The organism is Desulfomicrobium aestuarii (assembly GCF_055385525.1).
This window is the reverse complement of the sequence record NZ_AP042427.1, coordinates 596,085-620,301: the sequence shown is the minus strand read 5'-3', so window position 1 is coordinate 620,301 and position 24,217 is coordinate 596,085. Positions and strand designations below refer to the sequence as shown.

The following is a 24,217-nucleotide window of genomic DNA, read 5'->3' as shown; positions in this document are numbered from 1 at the left end:
CATGTCGACGGAATCGAGTCCGGACAGGATTTACGTGGTGGATGCCGAGAACCGCCCCCTGGCCGTCATGTCCCCCGAGGAGGTCCATGCGCAGGGACTCGCGCACCGCGGGGTCCTGCTGCTGATCACGGACCGCCGCGGACGCCTCGCCCTGCGCAGGCTGCCGGCCGACCACCCCCTCCACCCGGGGCGCTGGGACGTGGCCGGGAGCGGGCATGTCGGCGCCGACGAGGCGGCCGAGGAGGCGGCCCAGAACCGTCTGCCCGCGGCCGCGGCCGATCTCGGGGACAGTCTGCGGCATGTACGCACCCTGGCCGAGGGCGCCGGGACGGGCGCCGAGATCGTCGAAATCTTCGAGGCCGAACTGCCGGACCAGGCCGTGCAGGCCCTCGCCGGGGACCTCTCCTTCCTCTTCGTGGACCGGGACGAACTCGACGCCCTGGTCTTCTCCTTCCCCGAACAGCTCTCGCCGGACCTGCTGACGGTCTGGCGGACCCGCCTGCACGAACGCGCCTAGTTGATGTAGACCTTGGAGAAGGTCGCCTCGTCCTCCAGGGAACGGCCCGTGCCGCGCACCACCGTGGTCAGCGGGTCGTCGTCGATGTGGACCATGAGGGCGCTCTGCTGCGTGATGAGCTTGTCCAGGCCTTTGAGGAGCGCCCCGCCGCCGGCCAGCAGGAGGCCGTTGGTGGCGATGTCGGCCACCAGCTCGGGCGGCGTCTTCTCCAGGGCCCGGCGCACGGCGGCGACGATGGCCGCCACGGGCTCCCTGATGGCCTCGCGCACGTGGGAGTCGGTCAGGACCACGGACTTGGGGTTGCCGTCCACGAGATTCTTGCCGGCCACGCGGTACTGCAGGGGCTCGGCCAGGGGCACGGCGGAGGCGATCTGGATCTTGGCCGCCTCGGCCATGTTCTCGCCGATCAGGAGCTGGAACTCGTCCTGCACGTAGCGCTGGATGGCGTCGTTGAGCTCGTCGCCGGCGATGCGCACGGACTCGGAGTAGGCCACGGCCGAGAGGGAGATGACCGCCACTTCCGTGGTGCCGCCGCCGATGTCCACGACCATGTTGCCGCGCGGCTCGTGGATGGGCAGCCCGGCGCCGATGGCCGCGGCCATGGGCTCCTCGATGAGCTTGACCTCACGCGCGCCAGCCTGCAGGGCCGACTCGACCACGGCCCGCTTCTCGACCTGGGTGATGCCCGCGGGCACGCAGATGACCATGCGCGGCTTGACGATGCGCATGCCCGTGATGACCTTGCGCACGAAATAGGAGATCATGGCCTTGGTCACCTCGAAGTCGGCGATGACGCCGTCCTTCAAGGGGCGCACGGCCCTGATGCGGTCCGGGGTGCGGCCGAGGTATTCCTTGGCCTCGCGGCCCACGGCCAGGATGGAGTCGTTGCGCACGTCGAGTGCCACCACCGAGGGCTCGTTGAGCACGATGCCGTCCTTGGGCGAGTACAGGAGCGTGTTGGCCGTGCCGAGGTCCATGGCCAGGTTCTTGCCGAGAAAGCCGAAAAGCTTGCTGAAAAACATGAAGGCCCTACCTGCTTACGGATGTGAGTCGGGGTTGTCGGATTCGGAGGGCTCGTCGAATTCCGCCAGGATCGGCGGGGCGAGCTGCTTGACCTTGTTCTTCAAATACAGGTTCTCCAGGAAAAGCGCCAGGTAGTCGGCCGCCATCCTGGCGAAGGCGCGGATTTCCTCGTCGATGACGCGGCACTCGCGGTCGCCGAAGACGAGCACGCCGCGGCAGCGCCGGTGCACCTTCAGGGGCAGGGCCAGCAGCGTGTTCAGGGCCGGGCCCGGGACGTCGCGGCCGAAAAGCGGGGTGCGCCCCAGTTCGCTCTTGCCGTCGCCGAAAAAGATCGACCGGTTCTTCTTGAAGACCCAGCCCAGGAGGCCGCTGCCCGTGCTGAAGGTCTGCCGGGCGGCCACGTTTTCGGGCATGAAGGGCTTGTTGCTGCCTTCGAGCAGGTAGTTGTCGCCCCACTCGTCACTGACCACGAGGAAGGAGTACTCGTAGCCGCAGGCCCCGGCCAGCAGGGCCAGGTAGCGGTTCAGAAAATCCGACCACCGCGGGTGCTTCTCGCGCAGGGCGTGGACCTGCTGCATGACGCCGTAGAGGGCCTGCTCGCGGCTGGAGACGCCGGCTGCGCCCACGTCGTCGACGATGGCCGCGACCACCCCGGCGAACAGCGACAGCACGCGCTGGTCCTTGGAGGTGAAGGCGTAGGTCTTCTTGCTGTCCATGCACAGCGCGCCCATGCCTCCGGGCAGGGGGCAGCCCACGAAGACCTTGATCTGTTCTTCCTGCTCCGAGCCGTAGTAGCCCAGGAACGTGTTCTTCTCGTCGAACTTCTCCACGGCCAGGGGCGCGTTGTTCTTCAGGATCCAGCCGACCAGGCCGTAGCCCGGGTCGATGCACAAGTCCTTGCGGATGGAATCCCCCAGGCTGAATGACGCGCTCAGGTCAAAGCGGCCTTCGGAATTGCGGCAGAACAGCACGACGGAATAGGCGTCGAAGACGCTTCCTATGCTTTCCAGCAGCCTGTTCAGGGACGGGTATTTGGTCGTGGTCATGTGATGCGTGCGCTCTTGCTGCGGTCCGGGACGGAGCCGGACGCGAATCCGGTCAGACGGACATAGAGGGAAACGTGACCGGCGGCAACAGTGCCGACACGGGTCTTGTCATCTGGAAAATCCAGTTTACGGACAGGGCAAAACATGCCACACAGTCTACACACAACGGTAACAAACACAATGGGATAGTTGGCCGTCCGCATGTCCTGGCACAAAGCTTTCTCGAAAATTCCCGCCCTGGCAGCCCTGAAAAACGGGCAGTTGCTGCCGAAATCCCCCCTGCGCAGCCTGGGGGAGCTGCGGACGTTTCTCGATTACGTGCACATCAGGCACTGCCTGCTGAAGCCCTATGCGGAACAGCGCGCCTATCCCCTCGTCGACGCCCGCGACCTGCTCCCCTCCTTCGAACCGAACCTGACGGAATACCCGGAGCTCCCGGGTTTCTCCATGGTCGCCTTCGAACGCCCCCTGGACTATTTCAACGAGGTCTTCCAGTTCGACCTCCTGCACACCTGCCGCGACCCCGACCTCCGGGTGGCGGGCGACAGCTGCGTCCTGGAGAGCCCCCTGCACGTCAGCAACCTGGACGCGTTCCTGGCCCACCTGCCCCGGGAGCTGCGCGAAGAGTTCCGGGCCGACACCCAGGACCGCCAGATCTCGGACATCGCCAGCTACAGCCTGCTCGTGGGCTATCTCTCCCGCATGGACCGCGCCCATGTCATGTCCCTGGACCGCGAAGGGCAGTTCTACCTTTCGGGGATCTACGCGTCCCTGCCCTCGGACCTGGACACGGAACTCAAGCGGTTCGGGCTCAAGGCGCGCAAGTTCCGGCCCGACGACAACATCCTCTACGAACGCAACCGCGACTTCGTGTACCAGTTCCTGATGGAGCTGTACGGCTACCCCATCTCCTCGGAACGCAAGACCTCGGCCGCCATCTTCGCCCGGCGCCTGCACAAGATGGGCGAGCGTTTCCTTATCAAGGCCCTGGGCCAGTCGGACCGCACCCTGACCTCCATCTTCAGCACCGGGCCGGGCCAGCCCTACCCGCAGGTGGAGAAGGTCGCCCTGGTGCCGGTGGAGACGAGGGCCGCGGAGACCCTCGATTTTCTCGAAAGCGAAGGGTTCTTCCTGGACCGCAGGAAACGGGTGGTCATCCTGCGCGTGGTCTACAGCCAGCACAAGTTCGACCCCAACAACGTCCGCCAGGACCGCGCCCTGTCCGTGCTGCGGCAGGAGATCGTGCACCCCCTGACCGGCCGGGTCTGCACGTCGGTCAACCTGGTCAAGGACACCTACACCATGAGCCTCAAGCTCAACGACATCGTGCGTGGCGAGTTCGTCGGCACGGCCGTCTACAAGCGCAACGAGCTCGTGGAGAACACCGAGAGCCACGCGAACCGGCTCAAGTTCCTGCACTCGTGGCTTTGCAAGCACCAGCGGCGCATGATCGCCTACTCCGACGAGTTCTACGCCGAGATCGTGCACGTCCTGGACGGCTACCTCTCGGACCCGGAACTGACCGACGAGTTCGACGACCTGCGCGACCTCTACCAGGAGGTCTGGGGCTCCTACAGCTTCATCAAGCAGGCCCGCAAGATCAAGCAGCTCGAAGACCTCAAGGACCGGCTCCACAAGGGCAGGAGAATCTCGTATCTCGAAACGCTGACCCTGGCCACGGCGCTCATCTCGGAGCTCAAGTTCGAGTTCGCGACCTTTTTCAAGCCCCTCATCAGCCAGGCCATCCACTTCGCCGAGGCCATGCTCAACGACCGCTACCTGATCCGGACCTACGTCCGGGAAAAGGACGACGATCTCACGGAAAACGGCCTGCGCATCAAGAAGCTCTACCGCAGGCTCGTCTCCCTTGTTGACGAACTGAAGGCCATACGCAAAACAAGGGCCGAAGCATGATTTTCCTCATCCTTTAACAGCGGGATACACCTATGTCCGAATTGCTGACCACCCCCCTTCACGCCTGGCACAAGGAAAACGGCGCCAGGATGGTCCCCTTCGCGGGCTGGGACATGCCGGTCCAGTACGTGGGCATCCTCGAGGAGCACAAGCACACCCGGGCCGCCGCCTCAATCTTCGACATCTCCCACATGGGCGAGTTTCTCCTCGCCGGGGACGGCGCCACCGACGCCCTGGCCCGGGTCGTGACCCACAACCTGGCCACCCTGGCCCCGGGCAAATGCCGCTACGGCTTCCTTCTGAACGAGAAGGGCGGCGTGCTGGACGACCTCATCGTCTACCGCCTAGAGACGGAGAAGTACATGCTCGTGGTCAACGGCGCCTGCATCGACTCCGACTTCGCCTGGATCGGTTCGCGCATCCCCAAGGACCTGACCTTCGTCAACCAGAGCTTCGGCATCGCCAAGATCGACCTGCAGGGCCCGGCGTCCTTCGACGTCCTGTCCAGGGTCATCCCCGGCGACTGGGCGACCCTGGGCTATTTCGGATTCCGCGAGGCGGAGTTCGAGGGCTTTCGGCTCATCGTCAGCCGCACGGGCTATACGGGCGAACTGGGCTACGAGTTCTACCTGCCCTGGGCCAAGGCGCAGGTCCTGTGGGACAGCCTCATGGCAGACCCCGATGTGCGGCCCGCGGGCCTCGGCGCCCGCGACACCCTGCGCCTGGAGGTGGGCCTGCCCCTCTACGGCCAGGACCTGGACACCGAACACACGCCCGTCGAGGCGGGCTACGGGGCCATGCTCAAGAGCGAGGCCGACTTCATCGGCAAGGCCGGCCTGGAAACGGTGCGAGAAAAGCTTATCGGCCTGCGCATCGACGGCCGCCGCAGCGCCCGCCATTACGACGAGGTATTCGTCGGCGAGACCAGGGTCGGCACGGTCACCAGCGGCTCCATCGCGCCGAGCCTGGGCTGCTGCGTGGCCATGGCCTACGTGCGCGCCGACATGGCCGACGAGACGTCCTTCACCGTCAAGGGCGCACGGACGAGCCTTGAGGCCGTACGCGTCGACATGCCCTTCTTCACCGCAGGCACGGCCCGCAGAAAGCTGGGCTGATGTCGCGCCTCAACTCCTTCCATCTGGCTCCCGCCCTGTGGCGGGAGCCTTTCGTTCTGGACGGCGAGGAGGCCCGCCACCTGACCCGCGTGCTGCGCGCCAGGGTCGGGGACACGGTGCGGCTCTTCGACGGCCGCGGGCGATGGGGGTTCTTCCGCATCGAGAGGATCGGCAAGCGGGATGCGGGCCTGGGTCTGTTGGAAGAGCACGCTGAGCCCGCGCCGGCCTTCCCCCTGGTCCTGGCCGTGGGCTGGTCCAAGGGGCTGCGGCGCGGGTTTCTGCTGGAAAAGGCCGTGGAGCTCGGCGCGTCGGCCGTGTGGTTCTGGCAGGCCGCCAGGTCCCAGGGCGAGGTCCCGGAGGACGGGAAGGAAGCCTGGGAACGACAGCTCATCGCCGCGGCCAAGCAGTGCGGCGCCGTGTGGCTGCCGGAAATCCGGACCTTCGCCGGTCCCGGCGACGTCGTCCGGGCCGCCGAAGGCATGGCTTCGAAAGTGCTGTGCTGGGAAAGGGAGGACGCGCGTCTCGTCGATCCCGACGCGCTGGCGACCCGCCAGGGCTGCGTGGCGGTGCTGGGCCCCGAGGGCGGACTGGAGGACAGGGAGGCCCGCGCCTTCATGGAGCACGGCTTCACCCCGGTCGGCCTGGGCCCCCGCATCCTGCGCTTCGAGACCGCCGCGACTTTCGTCCTGTCCCTGCACCTCTGGGCCGCCAGCGGAAGATAATCCCCCGCCGCGCCCTACAGCCTCGACATCCGGTCCAGTTCCCCCTCCAGCAGCCTGCGCAGATCCTCCTCCAGGTCCATGCCCCGGTCCGTGCCGCCGTCCCTGACCGCCTTGAAGAACTCAGCGCACAGGGCCCTGGCCTCGCGGTCCCACGTGCCCGTCAGGCCCTGCTTGCCGCCGTCCGCCGGGACCGGCAGGAAATCCTTGTCGCGCACGGCGTGGGACCAGTGGATGACGTACCAGTAGTGCATGAGGAAGCGGTCCAGCAGAATGTAGACCCACTGCACCGCCCCCAAGGGCCCTACCTGCACGCGCCGCCGGCCGATACCCATGCCCATGAGACGCCCCCTGACCAGCCCTTCCCCCTTGAACAGCGCGGCCAGCCCCGCCGCCGCGCCGCCCACGCCGGCGAAGAGCCCCAGGCTGTGACCCAGGGTGGCCAGATCCAGGGCCGCCCCGGCCGCGCCGCCGGCGGCCACGGCCGCGGCCACGAGCCGGGTCCTGCCCAGGCCGAAGACGGTCCAGGTGGTGGTCGAAAACAGGTCCTCGCGCAGCACGGACTGCTCCGGCAGCGCGAAGGAGCGCCTGTCGTGGCGGAACTGCAGGCAGACCTGGTCGTGCAGGCGGCCCTCCTCGGCCCGGATGCGCTCCTCCAGCCGCCTGGCCAGCACGGCCTCTTTGGCGGCCCGGTCCTCGTCCTCGGCCAGGGGGGCGGACTCGCTCATGGTCAGGACGCGCCGCAGGAAGTCCACGGTCAGGGCCGCGCACTCGGCGTTGCGGCGCTTCCAGTCGCGGGCGAAGGCGTCCACGACCCGGCCCAGGGCCCCCTCCCAATCCTGCTCCAGGGCACGCAGGCTCTCCAGGAGACGCAGGCGCTCGGCGAAGGTGGCCCGCAGGGCGTTGAAGACGCGGACCATGTTGAAATGTCGGCGCAGCTCGGCCTTCCATTCCTCCAGGAACTCCTCCTCGCCCGTCTTGCAGTTGAGGATGGCCATGCGCGGACGGCCCGTCAGCCGCAGGATCTCCATCTCGGCCTTGTCGACCTGCCGCATGGGCCGCGAGGCGTCGAGGACGTAGATGATCCCGGCGCCCGCGATGACCGGCGTCAGGAGTTCGCATTCGTGGGCCATGCCCGGGTCGTCGGCAAACTCGGCCAGGAAGGCATGCAGCAGCTCGGACTCGGGGCCCGGGAACTTGCGCAACCAGCCCAGGGTCTGCACGGGGTTCTGGAACCCCGGCGTGTCGACGAAGGCGATGACCTCGCGGCCGTCGATGGACACCGGGTAGGCCTTGGCCGCCACGGTTTCGCCGGGCCGGGCGCTGATGCGGATGGCGTCGTTCTCGACGAGGGTGGCCACCACCGAGGACTTGCCCTCGTTGGGGTGCCCGATGACCGCGAATACCGGAATGTCGCTCATTCTGCAGCTCCGAAGATGTCGACGCGAAGGGGGGCGAGCCGTTCGACGGCCGTGGACCAGACTTCCCGGTCCACGGCGGACGGCGCGGTCAGCCACCGGCCGTGCGAGGGCCGGCCGCAGAGCACGAGGGTCAGGCTGCGACCTCCCGTCTCGTCGCGCCCCAGGGTTTCGAGGGCCTGGAGATTTTCCCTGATGGGCGGCTGCCACGCCTCCACCAGGACGATGTAGCGTTCGCGCCCACCGGTCCATTCCAGCCCGGCGCACTCGCCCAGGACCCGCCCCACGTCGCCGCTCTCCAGGCCCGCCGCAACCACGCGCACCGGCCGCTCGCCGCCGACGCGCAGCGCCGTGGCGGCCAGATCCTCCCCGGCGACGCGCCCCTCCAGTTCCGGCGGCAGCAGGAACACGCACCCGGCCTCGTCAACCCCGGCCCGGCCGGCCGGCGCAGCCGCCTCACCGGCCGTCGCGGTCCGAAGGGGCAGCGGCCTGGACACGGGCTCCGCGGAATCCGGGGTTCCGACCAGGGGGGAACGCATGCGGTCCGCGATGCGCCCCAGTGCGGGATGGGCAAAGCCCCTTTCCAGCCGCCGCAGGACGTGGCGGGCCAAAGCCAGCAGGACGAGCCGCGGCAGCAGGGCGTAGGTCAGCAGGCACATGGCCAGAAACGGCCACCAGGCGACGAGGTCCGCGCTGGCCAGGGTCGAGATGCCCTCCTTGAGGACGATGCGGCTGCCCTCGACCTGCCCCGGGGTCGGCGCCAGCCCCCACTGGGCGGGCAGCCAGGACCAGGGCAGCGCAAGCAGGGACGCCAGGGCGTGCATGCCCTGCGCACCGACCTGCAGGGTCGACTGCCAGCCGAAGGCCAGGTCCGTGACCGTCACGCCGACCAGCAGCCCCGCCAAGGAGCCCACGGCCAGGCACAGCCCGCCCAGGTGCAGGAGCCCCAGGCATTCCCAGGCCAGCATGCGCGCCGGCCAGCCCTGCGCCAGGAAAAGGGAGCGCAGGAAGCCGGCCTGCGCCCCGAGCCGCCCCTGCCTGCGCCACAGCAGGCTGAACAGCGGACGGGCGGGGATGCGGAACTGCCCCATCCCCATGGTCCTGGCCGCAAGAAGCAGCGCGGCCAGCAGGCAGAGCGCCGCCTGCGGGAAGACGGCCAGAAGCAGGAAGACCGAAGCGTTGACGGGCTCCGCGCCGGAATACGCGAGCAGGCCGCGGACCAGCGACGCCCCTGCGAGCAGGCCGGCGACGGCCAGGACGAGGCGCAGGACATTCAGGCCCGACGCCAGGGCGGACGCGGGCGTCGTCCCGGCGCCGGCGCGGCGTCGGCGCAGCCAGAACATGCCGAAGCCTTCCGCGGGCACGGAGGCCGCCTGGGCCTCAAGCCCGAGCCTGCGGTCGCGCTGCAGGGTCGCGGCGGGGTCGGCCAGCCTGTCCTGCTCCAGGAACCATTCCAGATCGAGAAAGTCGCCGAGGCGCATGCCGTGTTTCATGACGGTCAGCCATACCAGCACCGGGCCGGGATGGCAAAAGACGGGAAGGCGCGCCATCCGGACCTTGTCAACGCATGCGCGAACCGCTAGCACGGCCCTGCCGGAGGGGCTCAACCCCGAAGGAACCCAAATCCCGAAAATGGTCATGTGCCGCGCCGATGCCGCGGCCGCATGGACCGGACGATGCCATGACGAACTCCGGACACACCATGTTCCGCCCACCGGCCGAAGCCGCCAGCGTCCTCATCCGCGTGGCCGACGGCTGCCCCCACAACTCCTGCGCCTTCTGCGCCATGTACCGCGGCGTGCCCTACCGCGAGCACGGCGCGGAGGAGATCGAGAGGGCCGTCGCGCAGGCGGCCTTCCTGCAGCCAGGTGCCCGGCGCGTCTTCCTGGCCGACGGAGACGTTCTGGCCCTGCCCGCGCCGACCCTCGACACCATCATCGGCACGCTGCGCGCGGCCTTCCCGCGGCTGGCCCGCGTCAACTGCTACGCCTCGGGCCAGGCCCTGGCGGCGAAAACGGACGCAGAACTGGCCGGCCTGCAGCGCGCGGGCCTGCACACCCTCTACCTTGGCCTGGAGAGCGGTTCGCCGCAGGTGCTCGCGAACATGGCCAAGGCCGGGACCATCGAGGACATGGTCCGGGGCTGCCGGCGGGCCCGGGAAGCGGGCCTGACCGTGTCGGTCATGGTGCTCGTGGGTCTGGGCGGCCGGGACCTGTCCGCGGTCCACGCGCGGGAGACCGCCGCGGCCGTCAACGCCATGCAGCCGGACCTGCTGTCCTTCCTGCGCCTGGTCCCGGTGCCGGGCACGCCCCTTGAGCGGCGCATCGCAAGCGGCAGGTTCCGGCAGCTGACCGAGGAAGAGGCGGTGCGCGAGGCGCGCGCCATCCTGGCGGGCCTCGACCTGCGGCGCACGGTCTTCCGGGCGGACCACGGCTCGAACGTCCTGCCCATGGCCGGCCGGATGCCCCGCGACCGGGAGGCCCTGCTGGCCGAACTCGACGAACTGCTGGGGTGCGGCGTCCTGGACGCTTCCGGCCCCGGGCCCATGCCGTCCCTGCTCTGAGATGACGGACAATGGATAATCCGGGGGACGCCCAGATGGCCTCTTTCGCTTCGGCCAACCTTCATGTAGACGATGAAAACGCGCCCTCGGGCGAACAGCCGGACCGCCGGACCGCACAACCTCCAGCGAGCATGCACCGATGATCGACATCAACTTTCTCCAGGCCTCGACCGACGGCCTGATGCGGCAGTTTCCCGCCAACGCGATGGAGCCCGGCGGACACCAGCCGGAGGGGAGCTTCCTCATGACCACGGCCGCGCTGGTGGCCGCGGCCTTCCTGGGCTACGCCTTCCTGCGGCGTAGGGGAGGCGCGGGCGGCGGAGGACAGCGGTCCGGAACCACCACGGCGCCGCGGGAGATCTCGGCCATCCTCGAAAAGGCCCTGCTCATGCGCAGCCGCGTGGATGCGAGCTTCCACCCCATCGCCACCTCCCGCCAGACCATCTCCTGCTCCCTCATCGACCTCTCCCCCGAGGGCGTGACGCTCGAGATGCCCCTGGGCGTGACGCCGTCGGAAAGCTGGATCGGCAGGCTCATGGCCTGCTATTTCCGCATCCCGCGCGAAAACAGGGAGCCCTACTTCTACACGTTCGTGTCCGCGGTGCGGGCCGTGCACCGCAAAGGGGAGTTCCATCACCTGGTGCTCGAAACCCCGCCCAAGGTCGAACTGGGCCAGAAGCGCCGCCACCTGCGCCTGGAGCTGCCGCCCCGGGACATCAAGGATTTTCGGGTCTGGCCCGCCGCCGAGGACGGCTCCTTCCATTTCGAGCCCGACCCGCAGAACTGGCCCGCCCCCCTGGCAACGTACACCCGCGGCGAACACGCCGGAATGCACGTGCTGGACCTCTCGGGCGGCGGCATCAAGCTCTCCTTCGACCCGGCGCATTACGCGGGACTGGAGGATTTCGTCTCCAAGCACCCCATACTCTTCATGCGCCTGGAACTCGAACCCGCCGGCGGGCTGTCCGTCCCCCCCTACTTCCTGGCCGCGCGCCTGCGCACCAAGACCCAGGACGTGGACAACGGCCAGTTCATGCTCGGCTACGAGTTCGTGGAGTGCTGCTCCTCCGACGGCGGGGAGACTATCGACTGGGTCAAGATCGAGCCCGAGAACGGCATCGACGAGCTGGTCACCTGGGTTTTCAAGCGGCATCTGGAGCTTTACCGGGAACGCGAAATCGTTTAGAGGCCAGACGTTTTTCACTCTGAAACCTGATTTTGGGAGGACGACGTATTTATGGATGAGGGCTCGGACAGTCGACTTTGGACCGCACTACGGCGCTTCTTCTCGCGCAGAGGCGAATGCCATCTCGAAGAGGCGATCCAGGAGGCCAAGAACGACGGCGAACTGCAGAACGACGAAATGTCCATGCTTCTGAACGTGCTGCAGCTCGATGACAAACAGGCTTACGAAATCATGATCCCCCGCACGGACATCGTCTGCGCGGAAATCGACGAGACGATCACCGATGTCGCCAAGAAATTCTTCGAGAGCGGGCACTCGCGCATGCCCGTTTACAAGGAGACCAAGGACCAGATCGTCGGCATCCTGCACTGCAAGGAGCTCCTGCGCTTCTTCGTGGGCGACGAGCAGCCCAGAAGCCTGAGCGAGGTCCTGCGCACCCCCTATTTCATCCCGGAGACCAAGAACGTCAAAAACATCCTCCTGGACTTCCAGACCAACAAGCAGCACATGGCCATCGTCCTGGACGAGTACGGCGGAACCGCCGGCCTGCTGACCCTGGAAGACGTCCTGGAGGAGATCGTCGGCGACATCGAGGACGAATACGACCCGGTCCGGCCCGAGGACATCCAGCCCGCGGACGATGGTTCCTACCTCGTCTCGGGGCGGACGAGCCTGGAGGACCTCTTCGAGGAATGCGGCATCCGGCTCGAATCCGAACAGGTCGAAACCGTCGGGGGGTACATCAGCGAACAGCTCGGCCGCGTCCCCGAGGCCGGCGAATCCCTGGAGCTGCAGGGCCACACGTTTCTCATCAAGGAAGCCGATGTCAAACAGATCCAGTGGGTTCTCGTCACCAGGCCGTCATCCTGATTCCCTCCTGTACCGTTTCGGACCGGCGGGCCTGGCGCTCATCGGCGCGTGGTTCGGCTTCGCCAACCCCCTGGCGCACTTCCCGCCGGCCGTCCTCCTCCTGCCCGCGGCCCTGATCCTCGCGGTCTCCAGGGCACGGGGCTACGGACACGCCTTCCGCACGGGCCTGCTGACCACGCTGCCCGGGTACGCGGCCGGCCTGTACTGGCTGGCCATCCCGGTCCATGACCACGGGGGCCTGCCCTGGGCCCTGGCCCTGCCCTGCCCTGTCCTCGTGGGCGCCGTGCTTGCCGCCTACGCAGGACTCTTCTGCATGGCCATGTACGTGGTCCGCACGCGGCTGCACACGCCCCTGGCCGTGCTGCTGAGCGGTCTGCTCTGGGCGGCGCTGGAACTGGCTCGCAACCATCTCCTGACGGGCTTCCCCTGGATCACCCTGGCCTCGGCCCTGGCCCCGTGGCCGGCGACGCTGGGCCTGGCGGCCTGGATCGGCGGCTTCGGCCTGTCCGGGGTCGTCGCCGCCATGGGCCACGTCCTGGCGGCGGGCCGCGTGCGCACCGGCCTGGCCTTCCTGCCGCTCCTGGCCCTGGTCCTGCTGCCGGGCTACCTGCGCGCGCCGGCCGAACCTGCGGGCACGACGTCGGTAAGCATGATCCAGGGCAACATCGACCAGAGCCTCAAGTGGGACGAGAGCCTGCAGACCTCCATCCTGTCGACCTACGTAAAGCTCACCCGGGAAGCCGTGGAACGCAGCGCCCCGGACCTCGTGGTCTGGCCCGAGACGGCCATGCCCTTCTATTTCCAGGACCCGTCGGACTTCTCCACCGCCGTGCGCGCGGCCGTGAAACAGGCAGGCGTCCCGCTCCTGGCCGGTTCCCCGGCCTACTCCGTACCTACGGAGCCCGGCGCTCCTCAGTACGTGCTGCACAATCGCGCCTACCTGCTGAACCGGGGGGGCGACGTCGTCTCCTGGTACGACAAGGAGCACCTGGTGCCCTTCGGCGAGTACGTGCCCCTGGGCGAGTGGCTGCCCTTCATCACCAAGCTGGTGCCGGGACAGTTCGAGTTCCGGCCGGGCATCAACTCGGCGCCCCTGACATCGGGCGCCTCGGCCATGGGCCTTCTGATCTGCTACGAGGCCATCTTTCCGGAGTTGGCCCAGGCCAGGGTCGAGTCCGGGGCCAACGTGCTCGTCAACATCAGCAACGACGCCTGGTTCGGGCGCTCCTCGGCCCCGCTGCAGCACCTGCACATGGCCGTGCTGCGCGCCGTGGAGCAGAACCGCGCCATCATCCGCTCCACGAACACGGGCGTGAGCGTCGTCATCGGCCCCGACGGGAGCCTGAAGGCCCCGTCCGAGCTGTTCGCCACCCTGGTCGTGCACGACCCGGCAGTGCCGCTCTTGACAGAGACGACCTTTTACCACGAGCATATGTTTTTGATTCACACCGCCTTCCCCGCCCTGGGCCTGGTCCTGCTGACCCTGGCTTGGCTCAAGTGGGGCAGAAAACAACACTGATCGGACACACACCATGTTGCAATATTCGGAACTCAAGGCCAAGGCCGCCCAGCTCGACGAACGCTTCACCGACTTCTGGAGGCGTCTTTGACCTTCGCGGCCACAAGGAGCGCCTGGCGCAGATCGAAAAACAGCTCTCCTCGCCCGGCGCCTGGGACAAGCCCGACCTGCTGACCCCGGTCCTGCAGGAGAAGACCCAGCTCGAAGGCCGGGTGGAGGAATGGGAAGCTCTGGCGCGCGCCCGCGACAACACCCAGGAGTGGCTGGAGATGGCCGCCTCCGAGCAGACCGAGGAGATGCTCCACGCCCTGGAGGACGCCCTTTCGGAAATGGAGTCCAAGCTCGAGGCGGCGCAGATGCGCACCCTGCTGAGCGACCCCGAGGACGTCAGCGAGGCCATCCTGGAGATCCACCCCGGCGCCGGCGGCACCGAGTCCCAGGACTGGGCCGAGATGCTCCTGCGCATGTACCGCCGCTTCGCCGAGCGCAGCGGCTTCAAGGTCGAACTGCTGGACCTGCTGCCCGGCGACGAGGCCGGCGTGAAGAGCGTGACCCTGCACATCCACGGCCCCTACGCCTACGGCCAGCTCAAGGGCGAAAAGGGCACCCACCGCCTGATCCGCATCTCGCCCTTCGACTCCAGCGGCCGGCGGCACACGTCTTTCGCCTCGGTGGACGTCTACCCCGACGCGGGACAGGACATCGAGATCGAGGTCCGCGACGAGGACATCCGAGTGGACATATTCCGCTCCAGCGGCCCCGGCGGACAGTCCGTCAACACCACGGACTCGGCCGTGCGCATAACGCACATCCCCACGGGGCTGGTGGCCCAGTGCCAGAACGAGAAGTCCCAGCACAAGAACAAGGAGGCGGCCATGAAAGTCCTCAAGGCCCGCCTCTACGAGCTGGAACTGCAGAAGATAGCGAACGAACGGCAGGCCGAGTACGTGGCCAAGGGCGCCATCGCCTTCGGCTCCCAGATCAGGACCTACACGCTGCAGCCCTACCGGCTGGTCAAGGACCACCGCACGGGCACGGAGACGAGCAATGTCGACGCGGTGCTCGACGGCAACATCGACGCCTTCATCCACAACTACCTCCTCCACCTCCATGCCTCTGCCTGAGCTGCCCTCGGACGAGGCGCTCTTGGGCGAACTGGAGACCCTGGAGAGGGAACTGCGGCTGCACGCCGCGGGCGGGGACGTCTCGGCCCTGGTCCGCCTGATCCGCTCGGACCCGGCTTGGCCGCAGGTGCTCAGGAGCAGGCGGATGGAACAGTGGTTCGTGCTGCCCCTGAACGACGGCGCGTACACGGCGCTGGCAGAGCTCAAACGGCACATGGAGGAACTGACGGCGCTGCAGGGCCAGGACCCGCTGACCGGCCTGGTCAACCGCCGCGGCTTCGACCAGGCCATGGCCCTGGAGGCGGAACGCAGCGGACGGTTCAGGACGCCGCTGACGCTGTGCGTCATGGACATCGACGATTTCAAGGCCGTCAACGACACCTACGGCCACGTCTGCGGGGATACGGTACTGAAGACCATCGCCTCGGTCCTGCAGGCCGAGACGCGCCTGATCGACACGGCGGCCCGCATCGGGGGCGAGGAGTTCGCCATCCTTCTGCCGGGCACGGGCCTGCTCCGGGCCTGCAAGCTCCTGGAGCGGATTCAGGCCGCCGTCGTCGAGGCCCGGATCCGCTGCGGCGACAAGGACCTGTCCGTGACCATGTCCATGGGCGTGGCCAGCTACCGCGGCAAGCAGATCCCGGACGCGGCCCTCTTGATGGAGGAGGCGGACCAGGCCATGTACCGCGCCAAACGGGCGGGAAAGAACCGCATCGAGGCCGCGCCCATCCTCGATCTCGCCCTGGGCGAGGACCGCTCCCTGGTCCACCAGAACGAGAAGCGCTTCCTTTTTTCCTCATTCTTCGCTCCGTCCCCGCTTGCCGGGGAGGACAGGGGCTGACATGACCGATTCCAACACGACTTTCAGCATTTCCGTGGCCAGCGGCAAGGGCGGCGTGGGCAAGACCAACCTGGCCCTGAACCTGGGCTTCGCCCTGCACGAACTGGGGCAGACCCTGGTCCTCCTGGACGCGGACCTGGGCCTTGCCAACCTGGACGTCCTGCTGGGCCTCTCCCCGGAAAAGAACATCCAGGACCTCCTGGGCGGCACGAGCGCCGAGAGCGTCGTCGTGCCCCTGGCCAAGGACGGGTTCGTCTTCCTGCCGTCGGCCTCGGGCGTGGCCGAACTGGTCGAACTGGACGAGGACGTGCAGAGCCTGCTCCTGGGCAAGCTCGACGCCCTCTTCCGGCAGTACGACTACCTCATCCTGGACCTCGGGGCCGGCATCAGCCCCACGGTGCTGTCCTTCGCGGCCATGCCGCAGGAGCGCATCGTGGTCATCACCCCCGAGCCCACGTCCCTGACGGACAGCTACGCCCTCATCAAGGTGCTTTGCACCCAGCATCAGATCCGCAACTTCCAGATCATCGTCAACATGGCCGAGTCCGAAAAGGAGGCCAAACACGCCTTCACCCGTCTGGCCCAGGCCTGCGAGCACTTCCTGAACCTGCCCGTCAACTTTCTGGGCATGGTCCACCGCGACCCCATGGTCACGGAATCCGTGCGGCACCAGGTGCCGCTGCTCAAATTCGCCCCCAACTGCCAGGCCGCCCGGGACATCCGCGAGATCGCCCGGAAAATCTCGGAACGCAGAAGCCGGCTGAAGGACCTCATCGCCCGCAGCCCAATCCTCAAATCGAACGTGTGAAACACATCATGAAATATCTCATCCTCGTCCTTTCGCTCCTGACCCTGGCGCTCTCCCCTATTCCGGCCCGGGCTGGAACCGAAACCGCCCTCATCTTCACCGCCAACACCTTCGGAGAACATTCGCCCTGCCCCTCCTGAGGGGGCAAGTCGTACGGCGGGCTGGCCCGGCGGGCCACCTTCTTCAAGACCGTTCGCGAGAACGGCGGCGCGGTGTTCATCGGCGGCGGATACGAACTGGCCCTTCCCGGCACCGAGGGCGACAGGCAACCTGCGGCCGTGGAGCAGCTCAAGCGGGCCTACGGCATGCTGGGCTACGACATCTTCCTGCTGAGCCCGACCGATGCGGCGGTGCTGAGCGGCACGAAGATGCAGGCCCCGCGCGCATGGCAGCCGCCCCTCGACGAGCCGGCCCTGGTCGAACGGAACGTGCCCGGCGGCCGCCTGGCCTTCGTCCTCTTCCCCGACACCGGCCGGACCGATCCGGCCATGGAGGAGCGGCTGGTCGACTATGCCCGCGAACTGCGGGCCAAGGGGAAGTACAACCTCGTCATCGGCGTGAGCACCTGGGGCGCGGCCAGAGAAAACGCCTTCATCGGCGCGAGCGACCCAGTCTTCGACATCATCCTGGGCTCGGGCGAAGGTCCCGGCTACTCGGGCCTGTACCTGCGGGACAACCGGGTGCTGTGGGTGCGCGCCTTCACCAAGGGCAAGAACGTGCACACCGTGACCATCCCCGCCCTGCCCGCCCCCGGGGAGAAGGTCGTGTGGGCGCCGGAGCAGTCCGTCAGGACCCTGGCCCAGCCCCTGGGCGACAACATCGCCTCGGCCCCGGACATCCAGGCCATCTTCACCCAGTAACACGCCAATTTCTTGCATTTTCGGCCGATTCCACCTAACGGGAAACCAATAATAGATTGCCCCAAGGATACGACATGTCCATTTTCTCCGGGCCCACCCAGCCCTTCTACAAGATGCAGGGCAGCGGCAACGACTTCATCGTCATCGACAACCGCTCCCGCTCCATATCCCCCGACGTCATGCCCCTCTGGGCCAAGGTGCTGTGCCCCCATGCCTTCAGCATCGGCGCCGACGGCATCATCTTTCTCGAAGCGGACGACTCGGGCCGCGCCGCCACGCGCTGGCACTTCTTCAACGCCGACGGCTCGCGCGCCGAGATGTGCGGCAACGGCTCGCGCTGCGCGACCCTGCTGGCCCACCGCCTGGGCATGGCCCCGGCCGAGCACCTCATGCTCACGGACGCCGGCCCCGTCAGCGCCCGGGTCTTCGCCGAGTCCGGCGAGGTCGAGGTGCAGCTGACCCCTGCCCGGGACCTGACCCTGAGCTTCCCGCTGCAGCTCGGCGACGAGCCTTGGACTGCCCATTTCGCCAACACCGGCGTGCCCCACACCGTCATCGTCACGGACGACGTCAAGGCCCTGGACGTGAGGGGCCTGGGCGCCAAGGTGCGCTACCACGAGCGCTTCGCCCCGGCCGGAACCAACGCCAACTTCATCCAGGTGGTCGGCCCCCGTGAGCTCCTGCTGCGGACCTACGAGCGCGGCGTGGAGAACGAGACCTACGCCTGCGGCACGGGCGCCGCGGCCTCGGTGGCCGTGGCCCACGCCCTGGGTCTGTGCGAGGCCACGGCCCGCGTGACCACCTCGGGCAGCGAGATTCTTGAAATCACCGTGAACGGATCGGACATTTTCCTGCGCGGCAAGGCCACCGTCGTCTACCAGGGCGAGTTCAGCCCCGCCGCCATGGGCCTCTGAAGCCCCCAGGCACACGCAACAACCACAGCCCAAACCCGGGAGGAAACGATGCAATTCAAAGGAGCCTTCACAGCCCTGGTCACGCCGTTCTCAGGCGGCCAGATCGACGAGGAAGCCTACCGGCAGCTGATCGAATGGCAGGTGCAGAGCGGCATCAACGGCGTCGTGCCCTGCGGCACCACCGGCGAATCCGCGACCATGAGCCACGAGGAGCACAAACGCGTCATCAGCATCTGCGTGGACCAGGTCAAAGGCCGGGTGCCCGTTCTTGCCGGGGCCGGGTCCAACAACACGGCCGAGGCGGTGGAGCTGACGCAGTTCGCCAAGGACGCCGGGGCCGACGGGGCGCTCCTCATCACCCCCTACTACAACAAGCCGACCCAGGAAGGCCTGTACCAGCACTTCAAGCGCATCGCCTCCGAAGTCTCCATGCCCTTCATCGTCTACAACGTGCCCGGCCGCACCGGCGTGAACCTCCTGCCGGCCACCGTGGCGCGCCTGAACAAGGACATCAAGGACGTCATCGGCATCAAGGAGGCCACGGGAGACCTGAACCAGGTCTCCCAGGTCCTCGAATACTGCGGCCCTGACTTCCAGGTCCTCTCGGGCGACGACTTCACGGTCCTGCCGCTTTTGTCCGTGGGCGGCTGCGGCGTCATCTCCGTGGTCTCCAACATCCTGCCGGACAAGATGAGCGGCATGTGCGCGGCCTGGTTCGCCGGCGACCTGCCCACGGCGCAGAAGCTGCATTTCGAGCTGGCGCCCTTCTCGCGCATGATGTTCCTGGAGACCAACCCCATCCCGGCCAAGACCTCCCTGGCCCTCATGGGCCGCATCAAGCTTGAGCTGCGGCTGCCGCTGGTGCCCATGAGCCCGGCCAACGCCGAGAGCCTGCGCGCCTTTTTGGCCGGCAAGGGTCTCATCTAGCCAGATCGGTTCCACGCAGAAAAGGCCGCCTTTCCCGCGAGGGAGGGCGGCCTTCGTTTTTGACGGCGGCGGGGGTCAGTTCAGCACGACCTGGTCCAGGCCGTCCCGCTCCTTGAGGAAGACGTTGATCTGGCGGTCGCGCTCGGTGGACACGGTCTTGCCGGTGAAGTCGGCCTGGATGGGCAGTTCGCGGTGTCCGCGGTCGACGAGAACCAGAAGCTTGACGCACCGCGGCCGGCCGAAATCGAGGATGGCCTCCAGGGCGCTGCGGATGGTCCGGCCGGTGAAGAGGACGTCGTCGATGAGGATGATGGTCTTGTCCTCGACGGGAAAGTCGATGCGCGTGGCGTTGATGTTCGGGGTGGACTTGGACGTGGTCCAGTCGTCGCGGTAGAGGTTGATGTCCAGTTCGCCGCAGGGCAGGGCCCGTCCGGCCCGCTCCGAAAGCAGGCGGCAGAGCCTGGCCGCGAGGTCCGCGCCGCGGCGCTGGATGCCCACCAGGGCGATGGATTCGTGTTCGGGAACCTGCTCCAGGATCTGGCAGGCCAGGCGATCGAGGCAGCGCTCGATGTCGGCCGCGGACATGATTTCCTTGCCGCTGTGCATGGGGACCTCCGTGGATTGTGCCCTGTTCAGTAAGGGTCCCAAGTTGTAATTGCAAGGGATTCGTCCTAAGGAAGCCCGATCGAAACCGCAGCCACGGAGGACGCATGGGCGCCAACAATGTCTTCTTTCTTGAACTCATCGAATGGTTTGACGACAGCGGACAGGAAATCGCCCGCCGCTTCCCCCAGGAAGGGTCCGGCGAGATCAAATACGGCGCGCAGATGGTCGTGCGCGAGTCCCAGGCAGGCATATTCTTCTACAACGGCAAGGCCGTGCACGTCTTCGGCCCCGGCCGGCACACCCTCAAGACCGCCAACATCCCCATCCTGAACAAGATCATGGGCATACCCTGGGGCCTGGAAAGCCCCCTGCGGGCCGAGGCCTACATGATCAACACCAAAGTCTTCCCGAACCTCAAGTGGGGCACGCGGGAGCCCGTGGCCTTCAAGGACTCGGAGCTGGGCCTCATCCGCCTGCGGGCCTACGGCATGTTCAACATCCAGGTCGTGCAGCCCCTGCTGTTCATCAACTCCCTGGTGGGCACCATGGCCTCCTTCTCCGTGGCCGACCTGAGCGAATACCTCGGCAAGGTCATCGTCTCGCGCTTCAACGACTTCCTCGGCGAGAACATGGACACCATCCTGAACCTGCCCAGCCGCTACGAGGGGTGGTCCGACGGACTGCGCCAGCGCCTGCAGGATGATTTCCGCCACTTCGGCCTGTCCCTGAACCAGCTCTACATCAACGCCATCACCCCGCCGCCCGAAGTCCAGAAGGCCATGGACGACAAGACCAAGCTCGGCATGTTCGAGGACATGAACAAGCTCATGCAGCTCAAGGCCGCCAGCGCCATGGAGAAGGCCGCCGCCAACCCCGGCGCGGCCGGGGATTCCATGGGCATGGGCGTGGGCTTCATGATGCCGGCCCTCATGGCCCAGGCCATGCAGTTGGCGGGCCAGGCGTCGCAGGCGCCCCAGGCGTCCCAGGCCCCGGGCCTGCAGTGCCCCGAGTGCCGCCAGCCCATCCGCCAGGACGACAGGTTCTGCCCGTCCTGCGGCCATCAGCTCGTGGTCTTCGAGCAGTGCCGCGGCTGCGGCAAGAACCTGGCGCCGGGCACGCGCTTCTGCCCCCGTTGCGGCCAGCAGGCCGGAAGCGCGCGGGAGACGGTCAAGTGCCCGTCCTGCGGGCAGGAGAACCTGGCCTCGTCCACGTTCTGCAACCATTGCGGTGAGCGCATGGCCTGAGCATGACCGAGGCCCTGCTTTCCCATCAATGTCCGCAGTGCGGCGCGCCGGTCGAGCTTGACGAAACGGACAGGATCTTCGCCTGTCCGTTCTGTCAGGTCCGCCTCTTCATCCACTCGGGCGGCCCTTTCCGCTACTTCCTGAAGCCGCGCATCGAAAGCCCGGACACCCTCGTCTACGTCCCGTACTGGCGCTTCCGCGGCAACGCCTTCGTCCTCGACCCGCAGGCCATGCGCCACAAGATTCTCGATTCGAGCCTGCTGGCCGTGGACATCCCGGCCCTGCCCCCGTCCCTGGGCCTGCGCACCCAGGCCATGAAGCTGTCCTTTGTCGAGCCGACCACGCCTGGCCTCTTCCTGCCCCCGACGTTCGACAACGGGGACTTCAAGACCCGCCTGCTCAAGGCCGTTCCCGGCCTGGCCGCGTCGTCGGGGCCCAGCCTCACGGCCTGCGTCGGCGACGTCATGTCCCTGATCCACCTGCCGGTCTTCCAGGGCAAGAACCTCGTGGACGGCCTCACGGGCAAGCTCCTCGGTCCGGCCTGCATCGACGAGACCCGACTCGAAAAGGCGGGCAGCCACCTGCGCTTCTCCTCGACGCTGTGCCCCCAGTGCGGCTGGGACCTGGTCGGCGAGCGCAGCAGCCTGGTCCAGACCTGCCCCCACTGCGACACGGCCTGGGAGCCCGGCCCCGAGGGCGGGACGCGCGTCACGCCACACTTCCTGCAGACGTCGGAGCAGCCGGCCCTGTACCTGCCCTTCTGGAACCTGCACTTCCGCGCCAAGGGCTTCCGCCTGCAAACCTGGGCCGACCTGATCCGGCTGACCAACCTGCCGCGGGCCCTGCTGCCCTGGATGGAATCCACGGCCTTCTCCTTCCGGGTCCCGGCCTTCAAGATCAGACCGGAACTCTTCCTGAACCTGAGCGCCCAGGTCAGCCTCTACCAGCCCGACGCCCCGGAACTGGAGACGCTGCCGAAGACCCCGCTGCATCCCGTCACGCTGCCGCAGAAAGAGGCCTTCCAGGCAGTCCCCGTGGTCCTCGGCCGCCTCGCCCCGGCCCGCAAGAACCTCTTTCCCAGAATCCAGGGCGGCTCGCTGCAACCCCTGGAGGCGAGCATCGAATACCTGCCCTTTGTCGACGCGGGTCATGAACTCATCCAGCCGGAGATGAACATGGCCATTCAGAAAAACGCCCTCTACTGGTCTGCAACGCTCTGAAAAAAAAGCGCCCCGGCACGACTCCGGAGCGCTTTTTCCACGACAAGCGAAAGCGCGGCGTGACCGCCCGAATTCCCGGACAGCCCCCGCGTGAAGGACATCGCCACTATTCTTCCGGGAAAACAGGATCCCGGGGGGACAGTCCCATCATCTTGGAGGCGTTGTGCAACCGTAGCCGAACATCGTCGAGATCGTAGGGTCTGGAGACGTAGTCGTCGGCTCCGGCGGTGATGCAGGCCCTTATGGCGCCCACCGCCCCGCGCGGCACGCCGCCCATGACAAAGGCGTCCCGCAGGGACTCGTCGGAGCGCAGGCGGCCGAAAAACTCCTCGCAGTCCAGAAAGTCGGCATGCCAGTCGGCCAGGACGACCCGCGGTGCAGCGGCGGCCCTGAGCGCGGACCAGGCCGTTTCCTCGGACTCGGCCACCGCGCAGTCGAAACCCCAGGTCCGCAGAGCCTTGACCAGCACATTGCGGGACAGGCACGCCTCCTCGACGATCACGATGATGGGCCCCTTGTTCACGCTCTCCTCCTGCAAATCGTGTACATTTCCTTGCGGTCCGCGGCGCACGCCGGACGGGACCGTGTCATTACCGGGGATTCACCCCTTCGCCGACTCCGAGGCCCCCGCCTCGGCAACCTGCCCGGCGGCTTCTGAACGTTGGATGACATGCCCGAAGATGTATGTACAGATGGGCACGCCCAGCACCAGCCCCCAAATGTGGAAAAGCTTGGCCCCGATGGTCAGGATGAACAGCACGATGACCGGGTTGATGCGCATGTAGGAGCCGTAGATCCTCGGGTTCAGCACATAGCCCTCGATCAGGTGTATGACCGTGATCATGACGATGGCCAGGAGCATGGTCGTCAGGCCCGATGCCTGCAGGGCGATGAGGCATATGGGCACGGAGCTGATGAAAACGCCCAGGACGGGAATGAAGCTGCACAGAAAGACGATGACCGTCAGAAAGGCCATGCTCGAACCAAGCCCCAGCAGGGACACGCCCAGGGCCGTCAGGATGGAGTTCAGCACGGCGATGGCGAACTGCGCCTCCAGGGACTTGCCCAGAACCGTGGCGAAATCGCGGATGCTGCCCGCCACCTCCCGGTAGACGAAATCGAGCCTGGATTTTTCCAGGGAGCGGACGCTGGCGCTCAGGCGCGGCAGGTCGAGGACGATGAGGAAGGAGAAGAGCAGGGCCAGGAGAAAGGCCGAGGCGATGGCGGCGATGCGCCCGCCCACGCCGCGCACGAGGTCGAGAAGCTGGTTGACCTTGTTCTGTCCGTCGGGGTGTTCGGCCAGGTTGAAGACCTGCTGCAGCAGGGCCGCGACCCTGGACTTGCCCATGACCGGCGCGCCGTGTTCCCCGCTCGTCCCCAGTTCCGGAATGGCGTTGGCGATGAGCGGATAGCGTTCGCCGAGGGCCCCGAGTTCCTGGTCCAGGCGCTGGACGTACTGCGGCAGCTGCGTGACGAAAAGGACCGTCTGCTCCTTGGCGCGGGGCACGAGAAAGACGCCCACGGCCACCAGCACGCCGAGAAACAGCGTCGTGACCAGCACCACGCGCGTGGCGCGGTGCGGGATCAGGTTCTGCAGGTGGTTCACGCCGCGGTTCTGCACGTAGCCGAAGACGAAGGTCAGGAAGAGCAGCAGGAAGAAGGACCGCAGGATGAAGACCACCCCGAAGACGCCGCCCCAGACCATGACCCTGATGAGCGTGGGTTTGGCCCTCTCGGAGAGGCTGCACGGGTCGGGACTGCACTGCAAGTTCATGAATATACC

At 67.1% G+C, this 24,217-nt stretch carries 23 protein-coding genes; 16 read left to right on the top strand and 7 right to left on the bottom strand.

Annotated features, from left to right (window positions below):
• Position 1 precedes the first annotated feature (1 nt).
• The gene (locus ACZ5AC_RS02745; RefSeq protein ID WP_464249434.1) at positions 2–517 is read left to right on the top strand and encodes an NUDIX hydrolase; all 516 of its coding nucleotides are present in this window, start codon (positions 2–4) and stop codon (positions 515–517) included.
• Here the strand turns inward: ACZ5AC_RS02745 and mreB are convergent.
• The gene (mreB, locus tag ACZ5AC_RS02740) at positions 514–1,539 is read right to left on the bottom strand and encodes a rod shape-determining protein MreB (RefSeq protein ID WP_464249433.1); all 1,026 of its coding nucleotides are present in this window, start codon (positions 1,537–1,539) and stop codon (positions 514–516) included. The genes ACZ5AC_RS02745 and mreB overlap by 4 nt on opposite strands.
• Positions 1,540–1,554: 15 nt before the next feature.
• The gene (locus ACZ5AC_RS02735) at positions 1,555–2,586 is read right to left on the bottom strand and encodes a GAF domain-containing protein (RefSeq protein ID WP_464249432.1); all 1,032 of its coding nucleotides are present in this window, start codon (positions 2,584–2,586) and stop codon (positions 1,555–1,557) included.
• A 201-nt stretch (positions 2,587–2,787) separates the two neighbouring features.
• Between ACZ5AC_RS02735 and ACZ5AC_RS02730 the strand changes: the two genes are divergently transcribed.
• Genes ACZ5AC_RS02730 through ACZ5AC_RS02720 form a run of 3 tightly spaced genes read left to right on the top strand, consistent with a single transcriptional unit; the run spans position 2,788 to position 6,337 of the window.
• Positions 2,788–4,500 carry a hypothetical protein gene (locus ACZ5AC_RS02730; protein ID WP_464249431.1) on the top strand — a complete coding sequence of 571 codons (1,713 nt, stop codon included), beginning with the start codon at positions 2,788–2,790 and terminating at the stop codon, positions 4,498–4,500.
• 32 nt (positions 4,501–4,532) lie between these two features.
• Positions 4,533–5,615: a glycine cleavage system aminomethyltransferase GcvT gene (gene gcvT / locus ACZ5AC_RS02725; RefSeq protein WP_464249430.1), complete on the top strand. Its 1,083-nt coding sequence runs from the start codon at positions 4,533–4,535 to the stop codon at positions 5,613–5,615.
• Positions 5,615–6,337, top strand: a complete 723-nt coding sequence (locus ACZ5AC_RS02720) for a 16S rRNA (uracil(1498)-N(3))-methyltransferase (protein WP_464249429.1) — start codon at positions 5,615–5,617, stop codon at positions 6,335–6,337. Before gcvT ends, ACZ5AC_RS02720 begins: the two co-directional genes overlap by 1 nt.
• Positions 6,338–6,351: 14 nt before the next feature.
• Here ACZ5AC_RS02720 and ACZ5AC_RS02715 read toward each other — a convergent pair whose 3' ends face one another.
• Together ACZ5AC_RS02715 and ACZ5AC_RS02710 are read right to left on the bottom strand one after the other, a co-directional pair.
• On the bottom strand, positions 6,352–7,755 hold the full coding sequence (locus ACZ5AC_RS02715; protein ID WP_464249428.1) for a GTPase/DUF3482 domain-containing protein: 1,404 nt from the start codon (positions 7,753–7,755) through the stop codon (positions 6,352–6,354).
• The gene (locus ACZ5AC_RS02710; RefSeq protein ID WP_464249427.1) at positions 7,752–9,302 is read right to left on the bottom strand and encodes a DUF2868 domain-containing protein; all 1,551 of its coding nucleotides are present in this window, start codon (positions 9,300–9,302) and stop codon (positions 7,752–7,754) included. Before ACZ5AC_RS02710 ends, ACZ5AC_RS02715 begins: the two co-directional genes overlap by 4 nt.
• Positions 9,303–9,433: 131 nt before the next feature.
• Here ACZ5AC_RS02710 and ACZ5AC_RS02705 point away from each other — a divergent pair, with 131 nt between their 5' ends.
• The 10 genes from ACZ5AC_RS02705 to dapA all read left to right on the top strand — a co-directional run bounded on the left by ACZ5AC_RS02705 (position 9,434) and on the right by dapA (position 19,364).
• Entirely contained in the window at positions 9,434–10,315 is an 882-nt protein-coding gene (locus ACZ5AC_RS02705; RefSeq protein ID WP_464249426.1) for a radical SAM protein, read from the top strand.
• A 139-nt stretch (positions 10,316–10,454) separates the two neighbouring features.
• Complete coding sequence (locus tag ACZ5AC_RS02700; protein WP_464249425.1) at positions 10,455–11,501, top strand: PilZ domain-containing protein; 1,047 nt, start codon at positions 10,455–10,457, stop codon at positions 11,499–11,501.
• Between the two features lie 51 nt (positions 11,502–11,552).
• Positions 11,553–12,371 carry a hemolysin family protein gene (locus tag ACZ5AC_RS02695; RefSeq protein WP_464249424.1) on the top strand — a complete coding sequence of 273 codons (819 nt, stop codon included), beginning with the start codon at positions 11,553–11,555 and terminating at the stop codon, positions 12,369–12,371.
• Positions 12,325–13,890 (top strand): apolipoprotein N-acyltransferase, encoded by a 1,566-nt coding sequence (gene lnt, locus ACZ5AC_RS02690; RefSeq protein WP_464249423.1) that lies wholly within the window; start codon positions 12,325–12,327, stop codon positions 13,888–13,890. Before ACZ5AC_RS02695 ends, lnt begins: the two co-directional genes overlap by 47 nt.
• A 13-nt stretch (positions 13,891–13,903) precedes the next feature.
• A protein-coding gene (gene prfB / locus ACZ5AC_RS02685) for a peptide chain release factor 2 (RefSeq protein WP_464249422.1) occupies positions 13,904–15,014 on the top strand; the annotation gives its coding sequence in 2 pieces (ribosomal slippage) (positions 13,904–13,978 and positions 13,980–15,014; 1,110 coding nt in all).
• 22 nt (positions 15,015–15,036) lie between these two features.
• On the top strand, positions 15,037–15,855 hold the full coding sequence (locus ACZ5AC_RS02680; RefSeq protein ID WP_464249421.1) for a GGDEF domain-containing protein: 819 nt from the start codon (positions 15,037–15,039) through the stop codon (positions 15,853–15,855).
• A 1-nt stretch (position 15,856) separates the two neighbouring features.
• Positions 15,857–16,663 (top strand): MinD/ParA family protein, encoded by an 807-nt coding sequence (locus ACZ5AC_RS02675; RefSeq protein ID WP_464249420.1) that lies wholly within the window; start codon positions 15,857–15,859, stop codon positions 16,661–16,663.
• A gap of 8 nt (positions 16,664–16,671) precedes the next feature.
• Positions 16,672–17,523 carry a UshA-like (seleno)protein family 2 gene (locus ACZ5AC_RS02670; protein ID WP_464249419.1) on the top strand — a complete coding sequence of 284 codons (852 nt, stop codon included), beginning with the start codon at positions 16,672–16,674 and terminating at the stop codon, positions 17,521–17,523.
• Positions 17,524–17,597: 74 nt separating this feature from the next.
• Entirely contained in the window at positions 17,598–18,437 is an 840-nt protein-coding gene (gene dapF, locus ACZ5AC_RS02665) for a diaminopimelate epimerase (protein WP_464249418.1), read from the top strand.
• Positions 18,438–18,485: 48 nt separating this feature from the next.
• A complete protein-coding gene (gene dapA, locus ACZ5AC_RS02660; protein ID WP_464249417.1) occupies positions 18,486–19,364 on the top strand; it encodes a 4-hydroxy-tetrahydrodipicolinate synthase in 879 nt (292 codons plus the stop codon).
• A gap of 75 nt (positions 19,365–19,439) precedes the next feature.
• On the opposite strand, the gene pyrR is transcribed toward dapA, so the two are convergent.
• The gene (gene pyrR / locus ACZ5AC_RS02655; protein WP_464249416.1) at positions 19,440–19,970 is read right to left on the bottom strand and encodes a bifunctional pyr operon transcriptional regulator/uracil phosphoribosyltransferase PyrR; all 531 of its coding nucleotides are present in this window, start codon (positions 19,968–19,970) and stop codon (positions 19,440–19,442) included.
• 104 nt (positions 19,971–20,074) lie between these two features.
• On the opposite strand from pyrR, the gene ACZ5AC_RS02650 reads away from it, so the two are divergent.
• Positions 20,075–21,214, top strand: a complete 1,140-nt coding sequence (locus tag ACZ5AC_RS02650) for an SPFH domain-containing protein (RefSeq protein WP_464249415.1) — start codon at positions 20,075–20,077, stop codon at positions 21,212–21,214.
• A 2-nt stretch (positions 21,215–21,216) separates the two neighbouring features.
• Positions 21,217–22,434: a TFIIB-type zinc ribbon-containing protein gene (locus tag ACZ5AC_RS02645; protein WP_464249414.1), complete on the top strand. Its 1,218-nt coding sequence runs from the start codon at positions 21,217–21,219 to the stop codon at positions 22,432–22,434.
• 106 nt (positions 22,435–22,540) lie between these two features.
• On the opposite strand, the gene ACZ5AC_RS02640 is transcribed toward ACZ5AC_RS02645, so the two are convergent.
• Both ACZ5AC_RS02640 and ACZ5AC_RS02635 read right to left on the bottom strand, forming a co-directional pair.
• Entirely contained in the window at positions 22,541–22,957 is a 417-nt protein-coding gene (locus ACZ5AC_RS02640; RefSeq protein WP_464249413.1) for a response regulator, read from the bottom strand.
• 78 nt (positions 22,958–23,035) lie between these two features.
• The gene (locus tag ACZ5AC_RS02635; RefSeq protein ID WP_464249412.1) at positions 23,036–24,208 is read right to left on the bottom strand and encodes an AI-2E family transporter; all 1,173 of its coding nucleotides are present in this window, start codon (positions 24,206–24,208) and stop codon (positions 23,036–23,038) included.
• Positions 24,209–24,217 lie beyond the last annotated feature (9 nt).

Coding starts and splice junctions, on each gene's coding strand:
- ACZ5AC_RS02745 (WP_464249434.1), top strand. CDS start 2: ATGTCGACGGAATCGAGTCCGGACAGGATTTACGTGGTGGATGCCGAG.
- mreB (WP_464249433.1), bottom strand. CDS start 1,539: ATGTTTTTCAGCAAGCTTTTCGGCTTTCTCGGCAAGAACCTGGCCATG.
- ACZ5AC_RS02735 (WP_464249432.1), bottom strand. CDS start 2,586: ATGACCACGACCAAATACCCGTCCCTGAACAGGCTGCTGGAAAGCATA.
- ACZ5AC_RS02730 (WP_464249431.1), top strand. CDS start 2,788: ATGTCCTGGCACAAAGCTTTCTCGAAAATTCCCGCCCTGGCAGCCCTG.
- gcvT (WP_464249430.1), top strand. CDS start 4,533: ATGTCCGAATTGCTGACCACCCCCCTTCACGCCTGGCACAAGGAAAAC.
- ACZ5AC_RS02720 (WP_464249429.1), top strand. CDS start 5,615: ATGTCGCGCCTCAACTCCTTCCATCTGGCTCCCGCCCTGTGGCGGGAG.
- ACZ5AC_RS02715 (WP_464249428.1), bottom strand. CDS start 7,755: ATGAGCGACATTCCGGTATTCGCGGTCATCGGGCACCCCAACGAGGGC.
- ACZ5AC_RS02710 (WP_464249427.1), bottom strand. CDS start 9,302: ATGGCGCGCCTTCCCGTCTTTTGCCATCCCGGCCCGGTGCTGGTATGG.
- ACZ5AC_RS02705 (WP_464249426.1), top strand. CDS start 9,434: ATGACGAACTCCGGACACACCATGTTCCGCCCACCGGCCGAAGCCGCC.
- ACZ5AC_RS02700 (WP_464249425.1), top strand. CDS start 10,455: ATGATCGACATCAACTTTCTCCAGGCCTCGACCGACGGCCTGATGCGG.
- ACZ5AC_RS02695 (WP_464249424.1), top strand. CDS start 11,553: ATGGATGAGGGCTCGGACAGTCGACTTTGGACCGCACTACGGCGCTTC.
- lnt (WP_464249423.1), top strand. CDS start 12,325: ATGTCAAACAGATCCAGTGGGTTCTCGTCACCAGGCCGTCATCCTGAT.
- ACZ5AC_RS02675 (WP_464249420.1), top strand. CDS start 15,857: ATGACCGATTCCAACACGACTTTCAGCATTTCCGTGGCCAGCGGCAAG.
- dapF (WP_464249418.1), top strand. CDS start 17,598: ATGTCCATTTTCTCCGGGCCCACCCAGCCCTTCTACAAGATGCAGGGC.
- dapA (WP_464249417.1), top strand. CDS start 18,486: ATGCAATTCAAAGGAGCCTTCACAGCCCTGGTCACGCCGTTCTCAGGC.
- pyrR (WP_464249416.1), bottom strand. CDS start 19,970: ATGCACAGCGGCAAGGAAATCATGTCCGCGGCCGACATCGAGCGCTGC.
- ACZ5AC_RS02650 (WP_464249415.1), top strand. CDS start 20,075: ATGGGCGCCAACAATGTCTTCTTTCTTGAACTCATCGAATGGTTTGAC.
- ACZ5AC_RS02645 (WP_464249414.1), top strand. CDS start 21,217: ATGACCGAGGCCCTGCTTTCCCATCAATGTCCGCAGTGCGGCGCGCCG.
- ACZ5AC_RS02635 (WP_464249412.1), bottom strand. CDS start 24,208: ATGAACTTGCAGTGCAGTCCCGACCCGTGCAGCCTCTCCGAGAGGGCC.